This is a genomic window from Streptomyces canarius (assembly GCF_014650735.1).
Taxonomy (GTDB): domain Bacteria; phylum Actinomycetota; class Actinomycetes; order Streptomycetales; family Streptomycetaceae; genus Streptomyces; species Streptomyces olivaceoviridis.
The window spans coordinates 81,562-103,752 of record NZ_BMVN01000009.1 but is presented as its reverse complement, the minus strand read 5'-3'; the positions used below and the strand labels follow the sequence as shown (position 1 = coordinate 103,752).

General features: G+C 74.3%; 20 protein-coding genes and 1 pseudogene. 11 read left to right on the top strand and 10 right to left on the bottom strand.

Going from position 1 to position 22,191, the window contains the following annotated elements; genetic code table 11:
* The first annotated feature begins 215 nt into the window (after positions 1-215).
* Complete coding sequence (locus IE294_RS15625; protein ID WP_189886354.1) at positions 216-2,294, top strand: SpoIIE family protein phosphatase; 2,079 nt, start codon at positions 216-218, stop codon at positions 2,292-2,294.
* Between the two features lie 78 nt (positions 2,295-2,372).
* Here IE294_RS15625 and IE294_RS15620 read toward each other — a convergent pair whose 3' ends face one another.
* Complete coding sequence (locus tag IE294_RS15620; RefSeq protein ID WP_189886352.1) at positions 2,373-3,164, bottom strand: putative protein N(5)-glutamine methyltransferase; 792 nt, start codon at positions 3,162-3,164, stop codon at positions 2,373-2,375.
* Between the two features lie 210 nt (positions 3,165-3,374).
* Positions 3,375-4,469 (bottom strand): ABC-2 transporter permease, encoded by a 1,095-nt coding sequence (locus IE294_RS15615; RefSeq protein WP_189886350.1) that lies wholly within the window; start codon positions 4,467-4,469, stop codon positions 3,375-3,377.
* 126 nt (positions 4,470-4,595) lie between these two features.
* Between IE294_RS15615 and IE294_RS15610 the strand changes: the two genes are divergently transcribed.
* A complete protein-coding gene (locus IE294_RS15610; RefSeq protein WP_229917181.1) occupies positions 4,596-4,994 on the top strand; it encodes a MarR family winged helix-turn-helix transcriptional regulator in 399 nt (132 codons plus the stop codon).
* Between the two features lie 33 nt (positions 4,995-5,027).
* Here IE294_RS15610 and IE294_RS15605 read toward each other — a convergent pair whose 3' ends face one another.
* Entirely contained in the window at positions 5,028-5,789 is a 762-nt protein-coding gene (locus IE294_RS15605) for a GNAT family N-acetyltransferase (protein WP_189886345.1), read from the bottom strand.
* A 322-nt stretch (positions 5,790-6,111) separates the two neighbouring features.
* Here IE294_RS15605 and IE294_RS15600 point away from each other — a divergent pair, with 322 nt between their 5' ends.
* From IE294_RS15600 to IE294_RS15575, 6 genes are all read left to right on the top strand, one after another.
* The gene (locus tag IE294_RS15600) at positions 6,112-6,717 is read left to right on the top strand and encodes a sulfite oxidase-like oxidoreductase (RefSeq protein WP_189886343.1); all 606 of its coding nucleotides are present in this window, start codon (positions 6,112-6,114) and stop codon (positions 6,715-6,717) included.
* Complete coding sequence (locus IE294_RS15595) at positions 6,710-7,465, top strand: ferredoxin reductase (RefSeq protein WP_189886341.1); 756 nt, start codon at positions 6,710-6,712, stop codon at positions 7,463-7,465. The genes IE294_RS15600 and IE294_RS15595 overlap by 8 nt, the downstream gene beginning before the upstream one ends.
* Before the next feature lie 597 nt (positions 7,466-8,062).
* Entirely contained in the window at positions 8,063-8,647 is a 585-nt protein-coding gene (locus IE294_RS15590) for an Rv1733c family protein (protein ID WP_189886710.1), read from the top strand.
* Between the two features lie 247 nt (positions 8,648-8,894).
* A complete protein-coding gene (locus tag IE294_RS15585; RefSeq protein ID WP_189886339.1) occupies positions 8,895-9,863 on the top strand; it encodes an acetylxylan esterase in 969 nt (322 codons plus the stop codon).
* 109 nt (positions 9,864-9,972) lie between these two features.
* The gene (locus IE294_RS15580; RefSeq protein ID WP_189886337.1) at positions 9,973-11,172 is read left to right on the top strand and encodes a serine hydrolase domain-containing protein; all 1,200 of its coding nucleotides are present in this window, start codon (positions 9,973-9,975) and stop codon (positions 11,170-11,172) included.
* 153 nt (positions 11,173-11,325) lie between these two features.
* The gene (locus IE294_RS15575) at positions 11,326-12,069 is read left to right on the top strand and encodes a GntR family transcriptional regulator (protein ID WP_189886335.1); all 744 of its coding nucleotides are present in this window, start codon (positions 11,326-11,328) and stop codon (positions 12,067-12,069) included.
* Here the strand turns inward: IE294_RS15575 and IE294_RS15570 are convergent.
* From IE294_RS15570 to IE294_RS15560, 3 genes are all read right to left on the bottom strand, one after another.
* Positions 12,039-12,812: a class I SAM-dependent methyltransferase gene (locus IE294_RS15570; RefSeq protein WP_189886333.1), complete on the bottom strand. Its 774-nt coding sequence runs from the start codon at positions 12,810-12,812 to the stop codon at positions 12,039-12,041. The two genes, IE294_RS15575 and IE294_RS15570, sit on opposite strands and share 31 nt — an antisense overlap.
* Before the next feature lie 96 nt (positions 12,813-12,908).
* On the bottom strand, positions 12,909-13,373 hold the full coding sequence (locus tag IE294_RS15565; RefSeq protein WP_229917177.1) for a hypothetical protein: 465 nt from the start codon (positions 13,371-13,373) through the stop codon (positions 12,909-12,911).
* Between the two features lie 27 nt (positions 13,374-13,400).
* On the bottom strand, positions 13,401-14,015 hold the full coding sequence (locus tag IE294_RS15560; RefSeq protein WP_189886332.1) for a PadR family transcriptional regulator: 615 nt from the start codon (positions 14,013-14,015) through the stop codon (positions 13,401-13,403).
* Between the two features lie 76 nt (positions 14,016-14,091).
* On the opposite strand from IE294_RS15560, the gene IE294_RS15555 reads away from it, so the two are divergent.
* On the top strand, positions 14,092-14,490 hold the full coding sequence (locus tag IE294_RS15555; RefSeq protein WP_189886706.1) for a nuclear transport factor 2 family protein: 399 nt from the start codon (positions 14,092-14,094) through the stop codon (positions 14,488-14,490).
* Positions 14,491-14,520: 30 nt separating this feature from the next.
* Here the strand turns inward: IE294_RS15555 and IE294_RS15550 are convergent, their stop codons facing one another.
* Both IE294_RS15550 and IE294_RS15545 read right to left on the bottom strand, forming a co-directional pair.
* Positions 14,521-15,408: a hypothetical protein gene (locus tag IE294_RS15550; RefSeq protein WP_229917176.1), complete on the bottom strand. Its 888-nt coding sequence runs from the start codon at positions 15,406-15,408 to the stop codon at positions 14,521-14,523.
* 116 nt (positions 15,409-15,524) lie between these two features.
* Positions 15,525-16,775 carry a cytochrome P450 family protein gene (locus tag IE294_RS15545; protein ID WP_189886330.1) on the bottom strand — a complete coding sequence of 417 codons (1,251 nt, stop codon included), beginning with the start codon at positions 16,773-16,775 and terminating at the stop codon, positions 15,525-15,527.
* Positions 16,776-17,163: 388 nt separating this feature from the next.
* Between IE294_RS15545 and rho the strand changes: the two genes are divergently transcribed.
* Together rho and IE294_RS15535 are read left to right on the top strand one after the other, a co-directional pair.
* Entirely contained in the window at positions 17,164-18,312 is a 1,149-nt protein-coding gene (gene rho / locus IE294_RS15540) for a transcription termination factor Rho (protein WP_189886328.1), read from the top strand.
* 101 nt (positions 18,313-18,413) lie between these two features.
* Positions 18,414-19,262: pseudogene (locus IE294_RS15535) on the top strand (D-alanyl-D-alanine carboxypeptidase family protein); the annotation flags it as partial.
* Positions 19,263-19,342: 80 nt separating this feature from the next.
* Here the strand turns inward: IE294_RS15535 and IE294_RS47570 are convergent.
* Entirely contained in the window at positions 19,343-20,743 is a 1,401-nt protein-coding gene (locus IE294_RS47570) for a glycosyltransferase family 87 protein (RefSeq protein ID WP_306433450.1), read from the bottom strand.
* A complete protein-coding gene (mptB, locus tag IE294_RS15530) occupies positions 20,740-22,134 on the bottom strand; it encodes a polyprenol phosphomannose-dependent alpha 1,6 mannosyltransferase MptB (RefSeq protein WP_189886324.1) in 1,395 nt (464 codons plus the stop codon). The genes IE294_RS47570 and mptB overlap by 4 nt, the downstream gene beginning before the upstream one ends.
* Positions 22,135-22,191 lie beyond the last annotated feature (57 nt).

The following is a 22,191-nucleotide window of genomic DNA, read 5'->3' as shown; positions in this document are numbered from 1 at the left end:
TCACGGCCCGCGGGACCGCGCTGTACGGTCCCGGCAGGGGGTCCGGCATCGTGGGCGCCGCCGGCGCGACGGCTTCGGCGGACGGCCGCGCCGTGTTGAGAGATGGTGGAGGTAGACGGCGAAGGCGTCGGAGAGTCAGGTGTGAGCGCGGTAGAACAAGGGGAGTCGGCACGGGGGACGGCGTGCCGTGCGGACGGGCGAAGGCGGTGCGTGGCATGAGTGCACCCGGGGCTCCGGTGACGGAGAGCGGCGAGCCGGCGCGTGGGCCGGTGCCTCCGGGCGGTCTGCTCGACGTCCTCGGCGTGGCGTCGGTGGTACTGGACACCGACGGGCGGATCGTCCTGTGGAGCCCGCAGGCGGAGGAGCTGTTCGGCTACACCGCGCGGGAGGCCCTCGGCCAGTACGCCGCCCGGCTGATGGTGCACGAACGGCACATCCAGCTCGTCGGCAAGCTCTTCGCCGACGTGATGCGCACCGGGCAGAGCTGGGCCGGCGGCTTCCCGGTCCGGCACAAGGACGGCAGCACCCGTCTGGTGGAGTTCCGCAACATGCGGCTGCTGGACGACCAGGGGGACGTGTACGCGCTCGGGCTCGCCGCCGACCAGTCGACCGTACGGCGGCTGGAGCAGGACGTGGCGCTGTCCGAGCGGATGGTGATGCAGTCACCGATCGGCTACGCGGTCCTCGACACCGACCTGCGGTTCGCCTCGGTCAACCCGGCCCTGGAGAAGATGAACGGGGTGCCGGCCGCCGGTCACGTGGGCCGGACGCTGCGCGAGGTGCTGCCGATGCTGGACACCGAGGCCCTGGAGGCCGCAGCCCGGCAGGTGCTGGAGACGGGTGTGCCGATGATCGACACCACGCTCGTCGGCCGCACGCCCGCCGACCCGGACGCGGACCACACCTGGTCGCACTCGCTGTACCGGCTGGAGGACGCCATGGGCAACGTGCTCGGGGTGGCGGTCTCGATGACCGACATCACCGAGCAGCACCGGGCCTCGGTCGAGCGGGAGGCCGCGCGGCGCCGGCTCGCGGTCATCGCGGACGCCTCCGCCCGGATCGGTACGACGCTGGAACTGGAGCGCACCGCCTGCGAGCTGGCCGAGGTCGCCGTGCCGGAACTGGCGGACGTGGCGGCCGTGGATCTGCTGGAGGCGGTGGTCGAGGGCCGGCGCAGCACCCTGGGCCCCTCGGAGGCAGCGGTGATCCGGGCCCTCGCGGTCCGGCCCGCGCAGGGCTCGGAGGCGGTGCCGGCCGCCGACCCGCCCGGCGGGATCGCCCGGTACGCGCCCGATCGCCTGGTCACCGAATGCGTGCGCACCGGCGAGGCGGTCCTGGTGCCGCGGGTGAAGGACGAGGACCTGCCGCGCATCGCCCGCTCCTCCGAGGCGGCCGTGCTGCTCGGCCGGGCGGGCCTGCACTCGTATCTCGCGGTGCCGCTGATCGCGCGCGGCGAGGTGCTGGGCGCGCTCGACCTCAAACGCACCCGCAATCCGGCGCCCTTCGACGAGGACGACGTCCTGCTGGCGCGCGAGCTGGCCGCCCGCGCGGCCGTGCAGATCGACAACGCGCGCTGGTACCAGAACGCCCGCAACACCGCGCTGACCCTCCAGCGCAGCCTGCTGCCCAGCCATCCGCCGGTCACCACCGGCCTGGAGGTGGCCTCCCGGTACCAGCCGGCGGGCGCCACCAGCGAGGTCGGCGGGGACTGGTTCGACGTGATCCCGCTGGAGGGGGGCAAGACCGCGCTCGTCGTCGGTGATGTGATGGGCAGCGGCATCAACGCCGCCGCCACGATGGGCCGGCTGCGCACCGCGACGACCACCCTGGCCGCCCTCGATCTCGACCCGGCCCGGCTGCTGGAGCACCTGGACAAGACCACCTCGGCCCTGAACCACTCGATCGCGACCTGTGTGTACGCCGTCCACGACCCGCATCTGCGGCAGTGCCGGATCGCCAACGCCGGCCATCTGCCGCCGGCCCGGGTACGGCCCGGCCACCCGGCGGAACTGCTCGACCTGCCCACCGGTGTGCCGCTGGGAGTGGGCGGGGTCGCCTTCTCCACCGTCACGGTCGACTTCGAACCCGGCGACGAACTGGTCTTCTACACCGACGGACTGGTGGAGACGCGCCGGCACTCGCTGGACGAGCGGCTCGCCTCCCTGCTGTCCCTGCTCGACGATCCGGCCCGCCCGCTGGAGGATGCCTGTGACCTCCTGCTGCGCACGCTGTACCACCCGGACAACCACGACGACGTGGCCCTGCTCATCGCCCGGGCCCAGGAGCTGCCGTAGGACTCCTGCGGCCTCGGGCGGTCGAGCGGCTGACGGCGGTTCGGGATACCGGCGGCCCGTTGCGGACCGGAATCACCCTCAGGCCCGGGGCCGTACGCCGATCACCACATGCGCGTACAGGTCCTCGTCCACCGCCAGGCGGGTCGTCAGGCCCGCGGTCTCGAAGGCCCGTACGGCGGCCGGGGCCTGGCGTTCGCTGGTCTCGGTCAGCAGGCAGCCGCCGGGGGCGAGCCACCCGGGTGCCCCGGCGGCCGCCCGGCGCAGCACGTCGAGCCCGTCGGCTCCGCCGTCCAGCGCGGCCAACGGCTCGTGCTCGCGGGCCTCCGCCGGCAGCAGGGCCACCTCGGCGGTGGGGACGTAGGGCACGTTGGCGGTCAGGACACCGACCCGGCCGCGCAGGCCGGCGGGCAGGGCGTCGTACAGGTCGCCCTGGTGGGCCCGGCCGCCGAACGGGGCGAGATTGCGGTGGGCACAGCGCACGGCGGCCGGATCGATGTCGGCGGCGTGCACCTCCGCCCCGTCCAGGGCGGCGGCCAGGGCCGCGCCGAGCGCGCCGGAACCACAGCACAGGTCCACGACGACGGTCGCGTCGGGCGCGGCGGCCAGCGCCTGGTCGACCAGGAACTCGGTACGGCGGCGGGGGACGAACACCCCTGGTTCCAGGGTGACGCGCAGCCCGTGGAACTCGGCCCAGCCGAGGACCTGTTCGAGCGGCAGCCCGGCGGCGCGCCGGTCCACCATGCCGGCCGCCTCCTCGGGGGTGCGGGCGGTGGCGAGGATCAACTCGGCCTCGTCCTCGGCGAAGACGCACCCTGCGGCGCGCAACGCGGAGACGACGGCGGACGGGGAGAACGGAACGGGAAGGGGCATGGAAGCCGAGAGCCTTTCGGGAGCGCGAAGCCTTCAGGGCGCTCCCGCGGTCACCGGTGCCGGTGTACCGCGCCGTCACGAGGAGAGAGCACCCCAGCCGACACAGCGGTAATGGGTCTCACCTCCTCGTCATCGAAGCCTCGGACAGGCGTCCGCGACCGGACGGCCACCCTACCCCACAACCCCGACGGGCCCTCGGGGACGCCGGGTTCAGACACCGACCGTCTCCTCGGCCTCCTCCTCGGCCTCCTGCGCGGCCTCCTCCTCGGCGGCCCGCCGGGCCCTCCACTCGGGCTCCGACACGGCTGACGCGGTGTCGGCCCCGGGTGCGGCGGCTTCCTGGCGGGCGGCGCGGGTGCGCTCGTACAGGGCCGCCACCGCGGTCACCAGGACACCGGCGAGCAGCCAGGCCACCAGGGTCCACACGGTGCGGGCGAGGCCGTCGTCGCCGAAGTAGAGCAGGCTGCGGGCGCCCTCGACGAAGCCGGCGCCGTTCCAGAAGGCGTGCAGGGTGCCGAAGAAGCCGTTCTGGAGTTCGGGCCGGAACAGACCGCCGGAGCTGGTGAAGTTCAGCATCACGAACAGCACCATCATGGTGAGCGTGGTCCACCGCTTGAGGAACGTGTGCAGACCCACACCGATGAGGAGGATGCCCGCCGAGTACAGCGAGGCCATGCCCCAGACCCCCGCGAGGTCGTGGTGGGCGAGGTGGAACACCGGCCCGGCGAGCAGCGCGCCGATGCCGCCGACCACGGCGGCGACGCCGAGCGCGAGCAGTGCCCGGACCCGCATCGCGAGGGCGGCGCCCGCGGCGCCGAGCGCGGCGACCGAGGCGTACGAGCCGATGCTGACCGCGACCAGCAGGAAGAACAGGCCCTGGCCGGTGGGGTCGTCGGCGACCGGGGCGGCCACGTCGATGACCTTCAGCGGGACGCCCTGCTCGGCGGCGACCGGCGTGAAGACCTTCTCCACGGCCGTGGCCCCCATGTCGGACGCGGCGGTCGCCACCAGCAACTCGGGTGCCTTGGCGCTCGGCACATAGGCGCCGGTCACATCGCGGGACCTGAGCAGGTGTACCGCGTCGGCCCGGGTGGCGACCGTGCGGACGTCGAGCTTGTCCCCCGCGGCGTCCTTGACGGTCTGCGCGAAGACCTTCGCCTTCGGGGCGGTGCCGACGACGGCGACCGGCAGGTGGTTCGGCTCGGGGGTGACGAACGCCCCCATGTACGCGAGCCCCATGCCTATGCACATCAGCAGCGGGGTGATCAGGTGCGTGAGCACATGGCGCAGTGCCGGTGACCTCATCGCGCGCGACCCTCCAAAGGTTGGCTTATACAACTGTCATCTCAAGTTGTACTATACAACTAGAACGTCGGAGGAGGTGTTCCCGTGAGCGCAGCGGAGTCGGCCGTGGAGACGATCCAGCGCGAGATGACCATCTTCGCCCGCCGGGCCCGTGCCTCGGCGGGCCGCATGCACCCCGAGCTGTCCCTGGTGTCGTACACCCTGCTCGGCCACCTGGAGGAGCGCGGCGGCTGCCGGGCGACGGACCTGGCGGCCCACTACGCCCTGGACAAGTCCACGGTCAGCCGCCAGGTGGCGGCCCTGGAGCGGGCCGGGCTGATCGAGCGCCGGCTGGACCCGGAGGACCACCGGGTCCAGGTGCTGCACCTGACGGACGCCGGCCAGGAGATCCTGGCCCAGGTCACCCGCAGCCGCCGGGCCGCGTTCCGGGAACGGCTCGCGGACTGGCCGGAGGAGGACCTGGTGCGCTTCGCCGCCTACCTGGAGCGGTACAACGCGGGCCCGGCCGGCGCGGACTCGGACTGAGGCGGTGGCCGGGCCGCGGGGAGCGGCGCCGGGTTACGGCACCGGCACCGCCGCGCGGTCCTGAGCCGGCCGCTGCGGCGCCCTCGCCGCGAGGAACGCCGTACGGCGGCGGAGCCGGAAGCCGAGGGACTCGTACAGCCGGATGGCGTTCGTGTTCCCGGCACTCGTGTGCAGGAACGGCGTCTCCCCGCGCTCCCGGATGCCGTGCGCGACCGCGAGGATCAGGCGGGTGGCCAGGCCCTCGCCACGGAACGCGGGGTCGGTGCAGACCGCGCTGATCTCGGTCCAGCCCGGCGGATGCAGCCGCTCCCCCGCCATGGCGATCAGCGCGCCGTCGCGACGGATGCCCAGGTAGGTGCCGAGTTCCACGGTGCGGGGCAGGAACGGTCCGGGCTGGGTCCGCGCCACCAGGTCGAGCATCTCGGGCACGTCCGCCGGGCCGAGGCGGACCGCCTCCGGTTCCGGTGCCGCGGCGAGGCCGTCGTCCACGAACTGCACGCCCTCGATCCTGGAGGTGATCTCCCAGCCGTCCGGAACCTCCCCGCGGAAGCCGGGCAGCGGGACCTCGGCGCCGGGACCGGCCAGCGCGGCGAGGTCCGCCCAGTCCCGCGCGTCCGGCTCGTCGGGCAGGGCCAGCCACGGGGAGACGTCGAGCGGATAGCGCAGCACCCGGCCGCGCCGCTCGGCGAAGTGGGCGTGCGGGCCGGTCAGGGAGGCGAGCGCCGGGTTGTCGAGGACGTGCGGGACACCGGCGGCGGCCGGACCGGGGACGCCCGGACTGCTCACGGCACTCATCCGGCCACCTCGGTAACGGTCCTGGAGACATGGGCCTGGAGCATCCTCGTTTCCTCACTTCTCTCGTGCTGTCACCGGCGCACCGGAGCCGGCACTGATCGGCAAGGAGCGGCTTCGGGCCGGTATTCCCGGCCCGAAGCAGTGTTCACACGGCTGCAATGCCGGGCGATGAGGCGTACTACGGCGCGGGGCGGCGCGGTGTGCAGCGCGCGGCGGGGCGGTGTGCAGCGCGAGGCGGCGCCATGAGCAGCGCGCGGCGGGGCCACCGCCGTGACCACCGGCCGGGACCAGGGCATCCCGGCCGACCACGTACGGTTGAACCATGAACGTCACGCGAGGCTTCACGGGTCGCCCGCGCGCCCACAACCCGGGGCTGCCGCCCGGGCAGTACGACGCGCGCGACGACTGGCCCGTCCTGTCCGCCGAGGTCACCCCCGACCTCGCCCCCGCCGACTGGTCCTTCCGCATCGACGGCCTGGTCGAGCGCCCGCACACCTGGGACTGGGACGCGGCACACGCGCTGCCGGCGTCGGCCTACGACGGGGACATCCACTGTGTGACCGGCTGGTCGAAGTTCGGCGTGCGGTTCGGCGGCGTCTCGCTGGACGCGTTCTTCCATATGGTGCGCCCCCATGGGTCCGCCACACATGCCGTCGCCCGCTCCCACACCGGCTACACCACCAACCTGCCGCTCGCCGACCTCACCGGCGGGCGGGCCTGGATCGTCTGGGAGTACGACGGCGCACCGCTGCCGCCGGAGCACGGTGGCCCCGCGCGGCTGCTGGTGCCCCACCTCTACTTCTGGAAGAGCGCCAAGTGGATCGCGGGCATCACGCTCCTCGACCACGACGAGCCGGGCTTCTGGGAGCGCAACGGCTACCACGCGCGCGGCAACCCGTGGGAGGAACAGCGGTACTCCGGTGACTGAGACGACGACTTCCGTGACGCGGTTCGCGGTGCCCGGGCGGATCGCCGTGAGCGAGCAGGCGGCCTCGGTGTGGCAGACGGCCACCCTGACGGAGATCCGGCGCGAGACTCCGCAGGCGGCCACGTTCCGGCTGGCGGTGCCGGACTGGGCGGGGCACCTGCCGGGCCAGCACCTGCTGCTGCGGCTGACCGCCGCCGACGGCTATGTGGCGCAGCGCCACTATTCGATCGCGTCGGCGCCGGACGGCTCCGGGCACATCGAGCTGACCCTCGACCGGGTGCCGGACGGCGAGGTGTCCGGCTGGTTCCACACCGTGGCCCGGCCGGGTGACACGGTCGAGGTGCGGGGCCCGCTCAGCGGCTTCTTCGCCTGGCCGGGCGACCGGCCCGCGCTGCTGATCGGGGCCGGTTCCGGGGTCGTACCGCTGATGTCGATGATCCGGCACCACCGGGCGCGCGGCCTCGCCGTCCCGCTGCGGATGCTGGTGTCGGCGCGCAGCCCCGAGGAGCTGATCTACGCGTCCGAGCTGGGCGCGGAGACGACGCCGGTGTTCACGCGCAGCGCTCCGCCTGGGGTTCCGGTAGGACGTATGACGACCGCACATGTGGCGCCACTCCTGGCCGAACCGCCCGTGGGTGGGTGGGAAGCCTATGTGTGCGGGTCCAACGGTTTCGCCGAACACGCTTCCCGACTGCTGGTGGCGGCCGGCCAGCCGGTGGACCACATCCGCATCGAACGCTTCGGCTGACCCGTCGTGGCCGGCCGAGGCGCGGTGACTCCGGGCGCTTCGGCCGGGACCCGAGCGGCCGGCCGGGACCGATGGGCTCTGCTGGCATGGAGTCGGTCGCCCCTGACCGGCCGGGCCGACGGCTATCGAGCGGGTCGGTGGAGAACGACCGGGTACGCGGCCACCGAGCGGGTCGGTTGAGACCAGGCGGAGGGATTCCCCCCCAGCGCGCCGGGAGACCGTGCGAGGGGGCTCCCCCCAGCCCACCGACCGCGACCCGGCGGAAGGACTGACCCGCAGCCGCCGTCCAGTACCGATCGCGGGCACCCACCCCAAGCGCCTCGCCCGGGATCCAGCCCGTCGGCCCAGGACAAGCGGTTCGGCCGGGACCCGGCGGGGCGGCGCCCGAGTCGCACCGGTAGCACCGCGCGTGACCGTGGGGCGCGTGCTGTGTGCAGTGCGCCATATGGGCCGGAACTCGCGGTTCGCGGCGTGCGCGAGGTGCGCCGAACGGGGTACGAGACCAGTGTGGACGCTCGTGTCCGTGAGCGGCGGGGGCGGTGGACCGGCGACCGGCTCCTCCCGCTCTCCGGCTCCGGCGGTGGCGAGGAGGTGGACATGCGTACCCGGGTGCGTGGCTGGCGCTGGCGGCGCAATCCGCTGCGGCGCCGGTCGGACGTGGTGGAGGCGTGGACGGTGCTGGTGGTCGCCGTCCTGATGTTCGTGGTCGCGCCCCTGGCCGGGGTGGCCGCGGGCCTGCACGCCCACGACCAGGCCCGGGCGCTCGCCGCGGCCCAGCGGGCCGCACGCCATCAGGTGCGTGCCGTGGTGGTCGGCGACACGCCCCGGCGGCTGACCGCGTCGCAGAGCGACCACCGGCAGCCCTACCGCGCCCAGGTCCGCTGGACCGAGCCGGGCAAGGGGGTCCGGACGGCGTGGGCCCTGGTGCCGGCGGGGACCCGGCCCGGGGAGCCGGTGTCGGTGTGGTTCGACTCCCGGGGCCGCAGTGTCGCGCCGCCCGCGGACGACGTGGCCGTGTGGCAGCACGCCGTCACCGTGGGGCTGTGCGCGGCGGGTGGTACGGCGTTCGTCGTCTTCCTCGGGCACGCGGTCGAGCGACGGATCGCCCTGCGCCATCGGCTGGCCGAGTGGGAGCGGGAGTGGGCCCGGACGGGCCCCCGGTGGACCCAGCCGCGCGCATGACACCCGGCCGCCGGGCGTGGCTGCGAGGTGACCCGACCACCGGGAGCGTCCCCTCGTACCAGCCCTCGTACCGTCCCGCCCCTCGGAGCAGGCGTGAGCAAGCGCTTACCCACCTCCGGGCCAGCCACGACGCCACGCACGAGGGAACGGCCGAACCCGGTCCGCGCTCCCACCCGTCCCTGGCGAGCCATCCGATCACCCACGTACGGTGAGGCGACGCAGTCTCCCTTCACGAAGGCGGTTGTTGATGGCCCTGTTCGATCTGCCTCTCGACGAACTCCGCGCGTACCGCAGCGAGTCCCCCGAGCCGGACGACTTCGACGCCTTCTGGGACAAGACGCTCCAGCAGGCCCGCGAGCACGAGCTGGACGCGCGCTTCGAGCCGGTGGAGACCGGACTGTCCACGGTCGAGGTGTACGACGTGACGTTCGCGGGGTTCGGCGGCCACCCGGTGAAGGGCTGGCTGCGGCTGCCGGCCGGGGCCACGGAACCGCTGCCGCTGGTCGTGGAGTTCATCGGCTACGGCGGCGGGCGCGGCCTGCCGCACGAGAACCTGCTGTGGGCGTCGACGGGCCGGGCCCACTTCGCGATGGACACCCGGGGGCAGGGCAGCGCCTGGGGCGGCGGGGGCGGCACGCCGGACCCGGTGGGCGCGGCGCCCGCGTACCCCGGGTTCATGACGCGGGGCATCGACGCGCCGGAGAACTACTACTACCGCCGGGTGTTCACGGATGCCGTGCGCGCGGTCGAGGCCGCCCGTTCCCATCCGCTGGCCGACCCGGCACGGACGGCGGTGACCGGCGCGAGTCAGGGCGGCGGCATCTCCTTGGCGGTCGGCGGCCTGGTCCCGGATCTGGTGGCGGTCGCCCCGGACGTGCCGTTCCTGTGCGACTTCCCGCGCGGGACAACCCTGACGGACCGTCACCCGTACCGCGAGATCGGCCTGTTCCTCAAGACGCACCGCGGGCGCTCGACGGACGTGCTGCGTACGCTGTCCTACTTCGACGGGGTGCACTTCGCGGCCCGGGGCCGGGCACCGGCCCTGTTCTCGGCGGCCCTGGAGGACCAGACCTGCCCGCCGTCGACCGTGTTCGCGGCGTTCAACGCGTGGGCTCACGAGGACAAGGCGATCGAGGTGTACGACTTCAACGACCACGAGGGCGGCGGCCCCTTCCAGGACGCCGAGAAGGTGCGCTGGCTGCGCTCATACGCCTGAGGGCCGCCGCCGGCGGCGCCGGTCTTTCCTCCGGTCCGACCAGTCGGTACGTTCGGAGCGACCGGGCCGCGGTGCCGCTGCCCGGGTTCCCGGCGACGACGGAGGTCACATGTCCGCGCACGAAGCCCAGGAGACACGGCAGACACCGCAGACGGACGCGCAGATCCACGGGCACTGCGATCCCCGGTTCGCGGCGGTACGGGAGGCGTTCGCGGAGAACTTCCGCGAACGCGGGGAACTCGGCGCCGCGGTGGCGGTGACCGTCGGCGGGGAGACGGTGGTGGATCTGTGGGGCGGCTGGGCGGACGCGGCCCGTACCCGGCCCTGGGCACGGGACACCGTGGTGAACGTCTGGTCGACCACCAAGGGCCCCGTGGCCCTGTGCGCGCACATCCTCGCCGACCGGGGGCTGCTCGACCTCGACGCCCCGGTGGCCGCCTACTGGCCGGAATTCGCCGCCGAAGGCAAGGACAAGGTGCTCGTACGGCACCTGCTGTCGCACCGCGCCGGGTTGTCCGGACTGCGCGAGCCGCACTCCCTGGAGGAGCTGTACGACTGGGAGCTGACCACCGCGCGGCTCGCGGCCATGGCGCCCTGGTGGGAGCCGGGCACCCGGTCGGGGTACCACGCGCTGACGTACGGCTTCCTGGTCGGGGAGGTCGTGCGGCGCGTCTCGGGACTGCGGCCGGGGGCCTTCCTGGAGCGGGAGGTGACCGGACCGCTCGGGCTGGACTTCACCGTGGGCCTGCCGGAGCGGGACTCCGGCCGGGCGGCGGAACTGGTGCATCCACCGGCCGTGTCGCGCAGCGAACAGGAGGCGGCATCCAGTCAGTTGGCGCCGGCCGCGCTGGCGGCCCTGGCCAATCCGCCCGTCGGGGCGGCGGAGGCGAACAGCCCGGCCTGGCGGGCGGCGGAGATCCCGGCGGCCAACGGTCACGGCACCGCCCGGGCGGTCGCGGTGCTGTACGGCGTCTTCGCCGGGCGCGGCTCGTACGGCGGCCGGCGGATCCTGTCACCACAGGCGGCGGAGCGGGTGCGCGAGGGCCAGGGCAGTTGCCGTGACCTGGTGCTCGGCGCGGGTTTCGAGGGCGAGACCGAGGTGGGGCTCGGGCTGTGGCTGAGCGGGCCCCAGGGGTCGTACGGCCCCAACCCGCGGGCTTTCGGCCATGACGGGTTCGGCGGTTCCTGTGGGCTCGCCGATCCGGACGCGGGGGTGTCGCTGGGCTACGTCATGAACCGGATGGGGCCGCACATCGCCAATGATCCACGGAAATCAGCGCTGGTGGACGCCCTCTACAGCGGCCTGTGAGGGGGCGGCGCGGCGCCCGGTGACCGCCGTGCGCGCGAGTGGATTTCGGTCGAACCGACGGGCCGCTCTTCCCTCGTGGTTTAGACCAATGGTAGTCATGGTCGCGCAATGAACCCGCACGACTACCCTTTGTCACCGACAGGAGGGCGCGGCATGGCCCGCACCACCCCGCACGATCCCCCGCCCGGCGACGACCGGCCCCTGTACGGGCGGATCGCGGCGCTGCTGCTCGACGAACTGCGCGCCGGCACCATTCCACCAGGCGAACGGCTGCCGGGCGAACGGCACCTGGCCGCGCACTACGGGGTCAGCCGGGAGACCGTCCGGCAGGCGCTGGAGGTGCTGCGCCGCAGCGGTGCGGTCGCCACCGACCGGCGGGGCAGCCACGCGACGCTGCCCGGCCGGCCCGTCGAGGCGGCGGAATCGCTCACCTTCCCGGTGGGTGCGCGGCCGGTGGACCCGTACGCGGTCGACCGGGCCACGGTGACCTGGGAGGAGCCGCCGCCGGAGCACGCGCGGGCCCTGGGCCTGGCCCCGCACCGGCCGACGCTGGTGCACCGCTACCGGTCGATGACGCCGGACGGCCGGTCGCTGCGCACGGCGGTGACGTCGTTCTCCGCGGTGGTGCTGGCCGAGGTGGCGGAGTTGGCCCGCTACCGGGACCGGGCCGACGGGGCCACGCCCGCGCAGCTGCGACGGGCCTACGACTGGATGCGCAAGGCGGGCTTGTCCCTGCACCACCAGGACGCCATCACCCAGGTCGGCGACGCCTCCTCGGTGCGGGTGACCCGGCGCGTGCACGACCAGTACGCGCGCCCGCTGGAGATCACCGACCTGGTGGTGGACGCCGAACGCGACGCCTTGGTCTACGAGTTCACGCTGCCCGCCGCGGGCTGACCGCCGAGGGGGGCCGCGTCGGCTCGCCGGGCCACCACCAGCCGGGCGCGCGGGCTGCCGTCGGCTCGCCGGCCGAACCGGGGCAGGACGCCCAGCTCGACCGTCAGGCCCGCGCGCTCCAACTCGCGCAGTGCGGCGCTCAGTCGGAAGGTCCGGTAGTACATGACGAACGGCGGTCGCCACAGCGCGTTGCGCACCCGCATCACCGCGTCGAAGCCGAGCAGTGTCCAGAAGCCGGGGTGGGCCGGGCCGGGCGGCGCGAACACCGGGAAGGCGAAGCGGCCACCGGGCCGCAGCACCGAGCGGACCTGGGTGAACAGGCCCGGTAGTTCGCGGGGCAGGAAGTGGCCGAACGCCCCGAAGGAGACGACGAGGTCGAAGGCGGCCGTGAACGGCAGGGCCCGGGCGTCGCCGCGGACCCATGCGACCCTCGGCCCGTCGGCGGTCGGCACCCGCCGACGGGCGACGTCGAGCATGCCGGCGCTGAAGTCGACCCCGGTGACGCTGCGGCGGCACAGCCCGGTCAGCAGGTGCGTTCCGGCGCCGGTGCCGCAGCACAGGTCCAGCCCGTCCGTGAAGGGGCCGAGCGGGGCGAGCGCCTTCGCCACGGAGTCCAGCACGGCGTCGGGCGTCCGGAAGGGGGTGTGATCGAACTTCGGCGCGAGCAGGTCGTAGCCGTGCTCGACGGACGACAGCGCCTGCACGGTCAGCTCGCGGAGTGTGGGGCCTTCGGGACCGAACATGACGTCAGCCTATGCCGGTGGTGTCGCGGCGCGGGCGAACGCGGGAAGAGCGAGGACGGGCTTCCACCGCGGGCTCGGCCGGCCCCAGGACCGCGTTCAGCCGAAGGCGTCGTGGCACAGCCGCGCGATCTCCGGTGTGGTGACGCCGTCCGCCTGGCGGCACAGGTCGCGCATCGGGACGGCGGCGGGCGGCCGGAAGGCGGGGCGGGGGCGCCGGACCGGGTGGCGTACCGGTGCCCGGCGCTCCGGGCGGGGGTGTCGCACCGGCGGGGCGGCCGGTGCCACCGCCCGGGGAGGCGCCGCGGGCACCGGTGCGCGGCCGGTACCGGGGCTCCGGCGCGGCCCGGCCGACGAACGGGGCCCGTGGCCGGTGCGGACCAGCGCCGCGTGCCCGGACGGCGTTCCGACCGGCTCCTGGGGCACCGGGGGCCGCACCACCGTGTCCGGTGCGAGGGAGCGCCGGGGGCGGGCGGCGTCGGGCACGGGACCGGAGCTGACGGTGGTGCAGCCGGTGACGGTCACCAGCGCCGCCATCAGCAGCGGAAGAAGTCGGAGAGGCACCCGCCCACTGTGCCGCGGCGCCCGGGGTCACGACCGGTTCCGCAGGGGATCACCACCCTGATGAGCGATCCCCCGGGCCGGCGCGGCGTCGGGGCGCCGTCGCAGCACCGCGAGGACCCGCTCGCACCAGCGCAGGTTCTCCTCCTCGAAGGCGATCCCGGCCAGGAGCGTGAGGTACGGGCCGACCCGGTCGGCGGTCCGGAGGAACTCCTCCTCCGTACGGCCGTCGAGCAGGCGCTCGCGCACCCTCCGGTAACGGTCGAGCTTGCCGCGCGCCCAGCCCATGCGTTCCTCGATGAGCGCCCGGATGGCCTCCGGGTCGCCCCCGTCCATGGCCTGGACCTTGATGAGGAGTTCGTCCCGGATCGCGGTGGGCCGCTTCGGCGGCTCGGCGGCGAACGCGCTCAGCTCGGCCCGGCCGGCCTCGGTGAGCGTGAACATCCGTTTGTTGGGACGGCGTTCCTGCTGCACGGTGCGGGCCTGGACCAGCCCGTCCCCGGCGAGGCGCTCCAGTTCCCGGTAGAGCTGCTGGGGGGTCGCGGGCCAGAAGTTCGCGAACGAGACGTCGAAGGCCTTCGACAGCTCGTAGCCCGAGGCCTCGCCCTCCAGCAGGGCGGCCAGCACGGCGTACTTGAGCGACATGTGGACAGGCTAGCAGTCAGTTGATTAATCTCATCCACACTTATTCAATTAGTTGACTATTGAGTGGGGTGAGCCGATGCGCGCGTTCCGCGAGGCGGTGGAGGCCGGGGACCTGGACGCCGTCGAGGCGCTGCTGGCCGAGGACGTCGTCTTCACCAGTCCGGTCGCCTTCAAGCCGTACCCGGGCAAGGCGATCACCGCGGCGGTCCTGCGCGCGGTGGCCGAGGTCTTCGAGGACTTCCGGTACGTCCGGGAGATCGGCGACCCGGACGGCCCGGACAACGCGCTGGTCTTCCAGGCCCGGGTCGGTGACCGGGAACTGACCGGCTGCGACTTCCTGCACGTGAACGAGGACGGCCTGATCGACGACCTCATGGTCATGGTCCGTCCGCTGTCGGGCGCGCGGGCCCTCGGCGAGGCCATGGGCGCGCGGTTCGCGCAGATCGCGGAGGAGGCCGGGGCGCGGTCGGCGTGAACCGCCGCGCTCACCGCGGCACGGCGGCGATCAGTCCTGGAACTGCCGCAGCGTGGCCTTGGCGTCGGTCTTCAGCCAGTCGGTGACGTCGGTCAGCGCGGGCGGGTCCTTGTCCTGGTCGTACGAGGTGAGGTAGACGCTGTAGCTCATCGTGTACGTCACCCAGCCGTCGCGGACGGCGAGCGTGGCGTACCGGGAGCCGCTGGAGGAGGAGCCGTTCGTGGTGTCCTGGCTGACCAGGTAGGCCTCGTCGCCGATGCCCTCGACCGGGTCGACGTCGTAACCGGTGTGACTGTCCCCGTAGTTCTTCCAGGTGGCGGTGAACTCGGGCGCGGGGTCGGTCTTCTTGTGCAGGTCCAGTTGCATGGTCAGATAGGCGTCGGCGTAGGAGGAGCCGGACTTCTTCAGGCCCACGCTGCAATAACTCTCGTCCAGCGCCTTGTCCTTGAGCGAGGTGCGGGTCGGCGAGGAGTCGTTCTCGGTGTACTCGGCCTTGAAGGACAAGTAGTCGGCGCTGGAGCACATGTTGGAGGGCGCCGAGTAGCCGCGCAGGTCCGCGCTGTCGCTCCGCCCGCCGATGAGGAGGACACCGGCCGCCCACCCGGCGGAGGCGACGACCGCGCCTACGGCGGCCCACAGCACCGCACGGCCCGCCCCACCGCCGCCACCGGCCTGCGGGACGGACGGTACGGGCCCGTACGGGGGTGCCTGCGCGTACGGGTTGCCCGGCTGGAGCTGTCCCGGCGCGGGCGGGGCGGCCAGGGTGGGCTGCGCGTGGAACGTTCCCGGCGGGGGCGACTGCGGGTTCGGGTACGGGTAGGCCGTCGGCTGCGGCGGGACGGCCGGTTGCTGCGAGGGCTGCGGGGGCCGCTGTGCGGGCTGGTCGGCCGGCTGCGGGGGCTGCGGTGGCGTGGACATGTCGCGAAGATAGTGCACGGTTGGTGGTCAAGTCCCCTGACGTCCCGGATCGTTACGGTCTGCGGATCTCTGTTCCCCGGCCCCGACGGTCCGGCCGGTGCGCGGGACGGGGCGGGTCACCCCGCCGCGAGCCGTACCGGCAGACCGCGCACGCTGTTGCCGACGAAGCCCGCGTGCGGCACCAGGTCGGCTTCGGGCACGTCGAGTCGCAGCGACGGGAAGCGGGTGAACAGCCGCTCCAGGGCGACCGTGGCCTCCAGCCGGGCGAGTGGTGCGCCCAGGCAGTAGTGGGCGCCGTGTCCGAGGGACAGGTGCCGTACGGCGCCGGGCCGGGCGGAGCGGGTGAGGTCGAAGCGGGCGGCGTCCGGGCCGTGCGCCGCCGGGTCGCGACCGGCGGCGGAGTAACCGGCGAGCACGGGGGTGCCTGCGGGGACGAGCGTGCCGGCGACGGTCAGGTCCCGCACGGGATAGCGGAACGGGAAGTAGCTGACCGGCGCGTCCCAGCGCAGCGTCTCCTCCACCACGTCCGCCCAGCTCGCCCGGCCCGCGCGCACCAGGCCGAGCTGCTCGGGGTGGGCGCACAGGGCGCGCACGGCGTTGGTGATCAGGTTGAGCGTGGTCTCGTGCCCGGCGATGATCATCAGCAGCAGGGTGCCGATCAGCTCCTGCTCGCTGAGCCGGTCGCCGTCCTCGTCGCGGGCGGCGAGCAGCGCGCTCGTGAGGTCGTCGCCGGGCCGCGCGGCCTTCGCCGCGGCGATCTCGCCCAGGACGGCGACGATGTCGCGGTTGGCCGCGACGGCCTCGGCCGGTGCGGTGTCGGTGGCCACGACCAGGCTGCCGAGCCGGTGCAGGCGGTCCCGGAACTCCACGTCCACGCCCAGGAGTTCACAGATCACGCCCATCGGCAGGGGCAGGGCGAAGTGCCGCCGCAGATCGGCGACCCCGTCGCCCGCGGCGGCGGCCAGGGCCAGCCCGTCCAGCAGCGATTCCGTCAACTGCTCGATGCGCGGCCGTAGTTCCGCCACCCGGCGGGGTGTGAAGGCACGGGCCGCCAGGGACCGCAGCCGCCGGTGGTCGTCACCGTCGGCGGTCGTCATGCCCGGCACGGTGGCGAACGTCAGCAACGGCCAGCCCTCGCCGACCCTCCCCTCGCGCAGGGCGGTGAAGTGGCGCGCGTTCTTCGCGACGTGGGGGTGTTGCAGGAACTCCTTCAGCGCCTCGTGTCCGAGTACGGCCATGCCCTCGATCCCGCCGGGCAGCTCGACCGGGACCACGGCGCCCCGGGCCAGCAGTCGCGCGTTGACGGCGTGCGGGCAGCCGCCGGCGGGGTCCAGGCGGTGCGGGACGCGGGCGGCCGAGGTGTCCACCCGATGCTCCTGACGTTCCCCTGACAAGGCGAATCCTCCTGACGTCTCCCCGAGAGGACGCCCGCCCGGGAATAGCCCCGTCCGGTGGTGTGTTGACCGGAGCACGGACGCGGTACTGCCCCGAGTGGTACCGTTCCCTCAGCACTCGTGCACGGCCACCGTGGCCGCCGGTGCCAGTTTCCCTCCTTCACGCTGATCCGTCCGCCGTTTTCCGGATGTCCGGCTCCCGGCGCGTCAGCTTCTCGGTACCACCTCGTGACGGGCCTTCCGCGCCGTACCCGAGGTGCCGTTCCCGCCGCCCGGAGGCAGTCACAGGCGCCTCCCGCTCGCGGCCTCCCCCCTTCTCACCCTTCTCCTCCCTGATCCGTCCGCGAAAGGACTCCCTCCCATGACCACCACGCTCGAACACCCGTCCGCGGCCCGGCAGGCCCCGGCCGCCCCGCTCGTCACCGGTGTCCTCGACATCGACGCGCACGGGAAGGGGCACCTGCGGGCCGCCGGCCTCCTGCCCTCGCCCGCCGATCCGCAGGTCGCGCCGGCACTGATCCGCCGCCACGGGCTGCGCAAGGGCGACCTGGTCGAAGGCGTCCGGGGCGCGCAGCGGGCCCTGACCGAGGTCGCGCGCGTCAACGGACGCGCGCCCGGCGAGCCCGGTTCCCGCCCGCACTTCCGCGACCTCACCCCGCTCCACCCGCACCGGCGCATCCGTCTGGAACACCCCGCGTCCGGCCTGGCCGGACGCGTCACCGATCTGCTCGCGCCGGTCGGCAAGGGCCAGCGCGGCCTCATCGTGGCCCCGCCGAAGACCGGCAAGACGGTGCTGCTCCAGCAGTTCGCCGCCGCCGTGGCCGGCAACCACCCCGAGTGCCGGCTGATGGTCCTCCTGCTGGACGAGCGGCCCGAGGAGGTCACCGAGATGCGCCGCTCGGTGCGCGGCGAGGTGTACGCCTCCACCTTCGACCGGCCGGCCAAGGAGCACATCGCCCTCGCCGACCTCGTCGTGGAGCGGGCCAAACGCCTGGTGGAGGCCGGTGAGGACGTCGTCGTCCTGCTGGACTCGCTGACCCGGCTGTGCCGGGCCCACAACAACGCCTCCGCCGTCGGCGGCCGTACCCTGAGCGGCGGTGTCGACGCCGGCGCGCTGCTCGGCCCCAAGCGGTTCTTCGGCGCCGCGCGCCAGACCGAGGAGGGCGGCTCCCTCACCATCCTCGCCACGGTCCTCGTGGACACCGGCTCCCGCGCCGACGGCTACTTCTTCGAGGAGCTGAAGAGCACGGGGAACATGGAACTGCGCCTGGACCGGGAACTCGCCGGCCGCCGCGTCTTCCCCGCCGTCGACATCGACGGCAGCGGCACGCGGCGCGAGGAACTCCTGCTCACCCCAGGCGAGTTGACGGCCGTACACGGTCTGCGCCGCGCCCTGCGCGCGCGGGACGGCGGGCCCTTCGGGCTGGAGACCCTGCTGGAGCGGCTGCGCACCACACCCGACAACGCCGCGTTCCTGCGGCAGGTCCGGCCCACCCTGCCGGCCGCCTGACGCGCGGCCACGGGGCGGCCGGGTGCGGCATCCGGGTTGCCCCGGCGACCCGAACGGCCCGGCGGCGTGGCGTATACACACCAATTTCGTACTTTGATCATATGATCACCGGATTCTCTTATCGCGCGGCGGTGTCGGCCTGCTCCCTCTGTGTGGCGGGTCTGCTGACGCTCACGCCGGCCGCTGCCGCCGCCGGACCCCGGGCCGCGCAGCCCGCAGGGGAACCCGCCCCGCCCCGCCCCAGGGCGGCGGCGCCGGGACCGTCCCTGCTCTACCGCTCCGGCGTCCAGGTCCGGCCACACCGGGACACACCCGGGCTGCCGGACGTCTCGGCGCTCTCCTGGCTCGTCGCAGACGCGGGCAGCGGCGAGGTGCTGGCCGCGTACGACGCCCACCGGGAGCTCCCGCCCGCGAGCACCCTGAAGACCCTCTTCGCGCTCACCGTGCTGCCGGTGCTGCCCAGCGGGCAGCAGCACACCGTGCGGTACGGCGAACTGGACGACGTCGGCGAGGGCAGCAGCCTGGTCGGCGTCGAGGAAGGGCACACCTACCAGGTGGCCGACCTGTGGCGCGGCGTCTTCCTCAGCTCCGGGAACGACGCCGTGCACGTGCTCGCCCGGATGGGCGGCGGCTGGGAGGCCACGGCCGCCCGCATGCAGGACAAGGCCCGCGCGCTCGGCGCCCTGGACACCCATGTGGTCTCCCCGGACGGCTACGACGCCCCCGGCCAGGTGTCCTCCGCCTACGACCTCGCCGTGTTCGGCCGGGCGGGCCTGCGCAACCCCGACTTCGCCCGGTACTGCGCCACCGCCGAGGCCCCCTTCCCCGGTGACGGGTCGCCGTACCCCATCGAGAACACCAACCGGCTGCTGACCGGCGAGGACGGAGTGGCGCCGTACCCCGGACTCATCGGGATCAAGAACGGCTACACCAGCAACGCGGGCAACACCCTGGTGGCCGCGGCGCGCCGGGGCGGGCGCACCCTCGTGGTGAGCGTGCTCAACCCTCAGACCGGCGGCGGGTTCACCGTCTACGAGGAGGCCCGCTCCCTGCTCGACTGGGGCTTCGCGGCGGCCGGACGGGTCGACCCGGTCGGCTCGCTGGACGGGCTGCGACCGCACTCCTCCCGGCCGGCGGCGTCCGCGACGCCGGTGGCGGCGGCCGTGGCACCCGAAGACGACTCGGACTGGTCCGGCACCGCCGTCGTCGCGGGGCTGTCCGGGCTCGGCGCGGGGGCCGTGGCGCTGGTGCTGCGGGCCAAGGGGAGCCGGGGGGCCCGCGACTGACCCACCGGCAGGCCGAGCAGCAGGCCCAGCGAGATCCAGGTGTAGAGATTGCCGCCCAGGAACCCGTCGAGGCCGGAGGCGTCGTCGAACCACAGCCACACCACGCTGGTGCACAGCACCGCGTACAGGGCCGCCGCGATCCGCGGGTGCCCGGCGCGGACCAGCACCGCGAAGGAGGGCAGCAGCCACACCAGATGGTGCACCCAGGTGATCGGGCTGACCAGGCAGGTCGCCGCACCGGTGAGCGCGAACGCCGCCGTCCAGTCGCCGGCCACGACCGCCCGCCGGCCGCGCCACGCCCAGACGCAGAGGGTCAGCAGGACCGCCGTCGCCCACAGGGGGCGGCCGGTCTCACCGAGGCGGGCCAGCACCCCTTGCAGCGACTGGTTCGACACGTAGTCGAGGCGGCCCACCCGGCCGGTGTCCCAGAGCGCCTCGGTCCAGTACAAGCGGGAGGCCACCGGATCCGCCCAGGCGGCCAGCGCGGTCGCGGCCAGGGCGACGGCCGTCGCGGTGCCGGCCGCCCGCCGGCGCCCGGCGAGCAGCAGCAGGCCGACGAAGAGGGCGGGGGTGAGCTTCACGGCGGCGGCGAGCCCGATCCCCGCGCCCGCCCAGCGGCCCCGGCCGCTCGCCAGCAGCCAGGAGTCGCCGAGGACGAGGGCGAGCAGCACCAGGTTCACCTGGCCGAAGCTGACGGTGTCCCGCAGCGGCTCGAACAGGGCGAGCAGGCACAGGCACAGCGCCCACCGGTACCAGCCGTGCCGGCGCCGGTGCGGCCCGGCCAGCACGCGCAGGACCACCGCGAGCGCGGCGAGGTTCACCAGCAGGGACACCACGATCGCCGCGGTCCGGCCGAGCAGGGCCAGCGGCAGCATGGCGACGGCGGCGAACGGCGGATACGTGAAGCCGTACGGGGTGCCCGGCACCCGGTAGTCGTAGATCCGGCCGCCGTGGTGCACCCAGGTGTGCACGGTGCCGTAGTACACCCGCAGGTCGAAGAAGCCGCGCAGCAGTGGCACGGTGGCCGTGAACACGGTCACGGCCGCCGCGAGGAGCAGGACGAGCAGCAGCCGGCCCCGGTCCGTGCGCGGCCCCGGCCCTCCCGGCCGTCCGGGCAGCACCGGCCCCCTCCACCGGCCCGTCATGCCACGCGCCCCGGAACCGGGGTCCGGGCCGCCTGGTGGGCCTGCCACAGGACGACCACCCCGAGCGTCGCGCCGGAGACCGCGAGCACCAGCTGTCCGGGGTCGGCCGGGCCACCGCTGGGCAGTACGGCGAGGGCGAGCACTCCCGCCAGGGCGGCCACCCGGTGCCGTACCGAGGTACTGGGCGCGGCGGCGGCGATGAGGAACAGGCCCCACAGCACGTACCAGGGGCGGATCGCCGGGCCGAAGAGGGCGACCGCGAGCAGGCTCAGGCCCAGCGCATACACCGGCCGGGGCCGTAGTCGCAGCCAGATCAGCAGGACGGCGACGGCGGTGGCCGCGAGGCCCAGCAGGTGCCAGGCCGGGACGGCCAGCGGGGCCAGACCGCTGCCGAGGTGTGCGAGCAGGGCGCCGGTGGCGCGGCCGAGCAGGCTGGTCAGCGCCCAGTTGTGCGGGGAGACCGGGGTGTCCAGGGCGCCGATCCAGCCGTAGCCGGTGCCGGCGACGGCCGTGGCGGCGACCGTCGTCGACGCGGAGGCCGCCGCCGTGGTCAGCACGGCCGGCAGCGGACGGCGGCCGGAGCGGACCCGCAGGGCCACGACGACCGGCAGGCCGAGTACCGCCGGCGCCTTGACCAGGGCGGCGAGGGTGACGAGGACGGCGCCGACGACGGATCCGCGGCCCCGCGCGGCGACCAGGCCCAGCCCGAGCAGGCCGAGCATCAGGGCGTCGTTGTGGGCGCCCGCGACCAGGTGCAGCAGCACCAGCGGATTCAGGGCGCCGAGCCACAGGGCGGCGGCCGGGTCGGCGCCGCTGTGCCGGGCGAGACGGGGCAGCGCCACCGCCATCAGGGCCACGCCGAGCAGGGCGACCAGACGCATGCCGAGCAGGCCGGCGGGCACCTCCCCGCGGGTCAGTGCGGACAGCGCCGAGGCGAGGGCCAGGAAGGCGGGGCCGTAGGGGGCGCCGGTGTGCCGCCACATCGGGGCGACCTCGCCGGCGAGCGGGCCGCCGAGCCGCGCCGGGCCGTGGGCGTAGACGTCCATGTGGGCGTCGACCATGGCGCCCTGCGCGAGATAGCTGTACACGTCCCGGCTGAACAGCGGCGGGGCCAGCAGCAGCGGGGCCGCCCACACGGCCAGGACGAGCAGCAGGGCGCGCGGGGTGGGCGGCTCGGGACCGCGGACCAGCCGGCCCAGGAGCACCCAGGCGGCGATGAGCAGGACGACCCCGAAGTACACCCCGACCAGGCCGAGCGCGGCCTGCACCGAGGCGGGCGCCAGGAGGTCCCGGACGGGCAGGGCGCCGGCCGTCTCACCGCCGAGCGCGAGGAAGGCGGTGCCGGCCAGGCCCATCACCTGGCAGCGGCGGAGATCGACGGGGAACGCCATGGCCAACACCTGGTCAGCGTGTCGACGCCGGGTGGCCGGAAGGAGACGACAGCCCTG

Excerpts from the sequence above, each read along its gene's own strand:
- IE294_RS15625 (WP_189886354.1), top strand. The coding sequence starts at position 216 with ATGAGTGCACCCGGGGCTCCGGTGACGGAGAGCGGCGAGCCGGCGCGT.
- IE294_RS15620 (WP_189886352.1), bottom strand. The coding sequence starts at position 3,164 with ATGCCCCTTCCCGTTCCGTTCTCCCCGTCCGCCGTCGTCTCCGCGTTG.
- IE294_RS15615 (WP_189886350.1), bottom strand. The coding sequence starts at position 4,469 with ATGAGGTCACCGGCACTGCGCCATGTGCTCACGCACCTGATCACCCCG.
- IE294_RS15610 (WP_229917181.1), top strand. The coding sequence starts at position 4,596 with ATGACCATCTTCGCCCGCCGGGCCCGTGCCTCGGCGGGCCGCATGCAC.
- IE294_RS15605 (WP_189886345.1), bottom strand. The coding sequence starts at position 5,789 with ATGAGTGCCGTGAGCAGTCCGGGCGTCCCCGGTCCGGCCGCCGCCGGT.
- IE294_RS15600 (WP_189886343.1), top strand. The coding sequence starts at position 6,112 with ATGAACGTCACGCGAGGCTTCACGGGTCGCCCGCGCGCCCACAACCCG.
- IE294_RS15590 (WP_189886710.1), top strand. The coding sequence starts at position 8,063 with ATGCGTACCCGGGTGCGTGGCTGGCGCTGGCGGCGCAATCCGCTGCGG.
- IE294_RS15585 (WP_189886339.1), top strand. The coding sequence starts at position 8,895 with ATGGCCCTGTTCGATCTGCCTCTCGACGAACTCCGCGCGTACCGCAGC.
- IE294_RS15580 (WP_189886337.1), top strand. The coding sequence starts at position 9,973 with ATGTCCGCGCACGAAGCCCAGGAGACACGGCAGACACCGCAGACGGAC.
- IE294_RS15575 (WP_189886335.1), top strand. The coding sequence starts at position 11,326 with ATGGCCCGCACCACCCCGCACGATCCCCCGCCCGGCGACGACCGGCCC.
- IE294_RS15570 (WP_189886333.1), bottom strand. The coding sequence starts at position 12,812 with ATGTTCGGTCCCGAAGGCCCCACACTCCGCGAGCTGACCGTGCAGGCG.
- IE294_RS15560 (WP_189886332.1), bottom strand. The coding sequence starts at position 14,015 with ATGTCGCTCAAGTACGCCGTGCTGGCCGCCCTGCTGGAGGGCGAGGCC.
- IE294_RS15555 (WP_189886706.1), top strand. The coding sequence starts at position 14,092 with ATGCGCGCGTTCCGCGAGGCGGTGGAGGCCGGGGACCTGGACGCCGTC.
- IE294_RS15550 (WP_229917176.1), bottom strand. The coding sequence starts at position 15,408 with ATGTCCACGCCACCGCAGCCCCCGCAGCCGGCCGACCAGCCCGCACAG.
- rho (WP_189886328.1), top strand. The coding sequence starts at position 17,164 with ATGACCACCACGCTCGAACACCCGTCCGCGGCCCGGCAGGCCCCGGCC.
- IE294_RS47570 (WP_306433450.1), bottom strand. The coding sequence starts at position 20,743 with ATGACGGGCCGGTGGAGGGGGCCGGTGCTGCCCGGACGGCCGGGAGGG.
- mptB (WP_189886324.1), bottom strand. The coding sequence starts at position 22,134 with ATGGCGTTCCCCGTCGATCTCCGCCGCTGCCAGGTGATGGGCCTGGCC.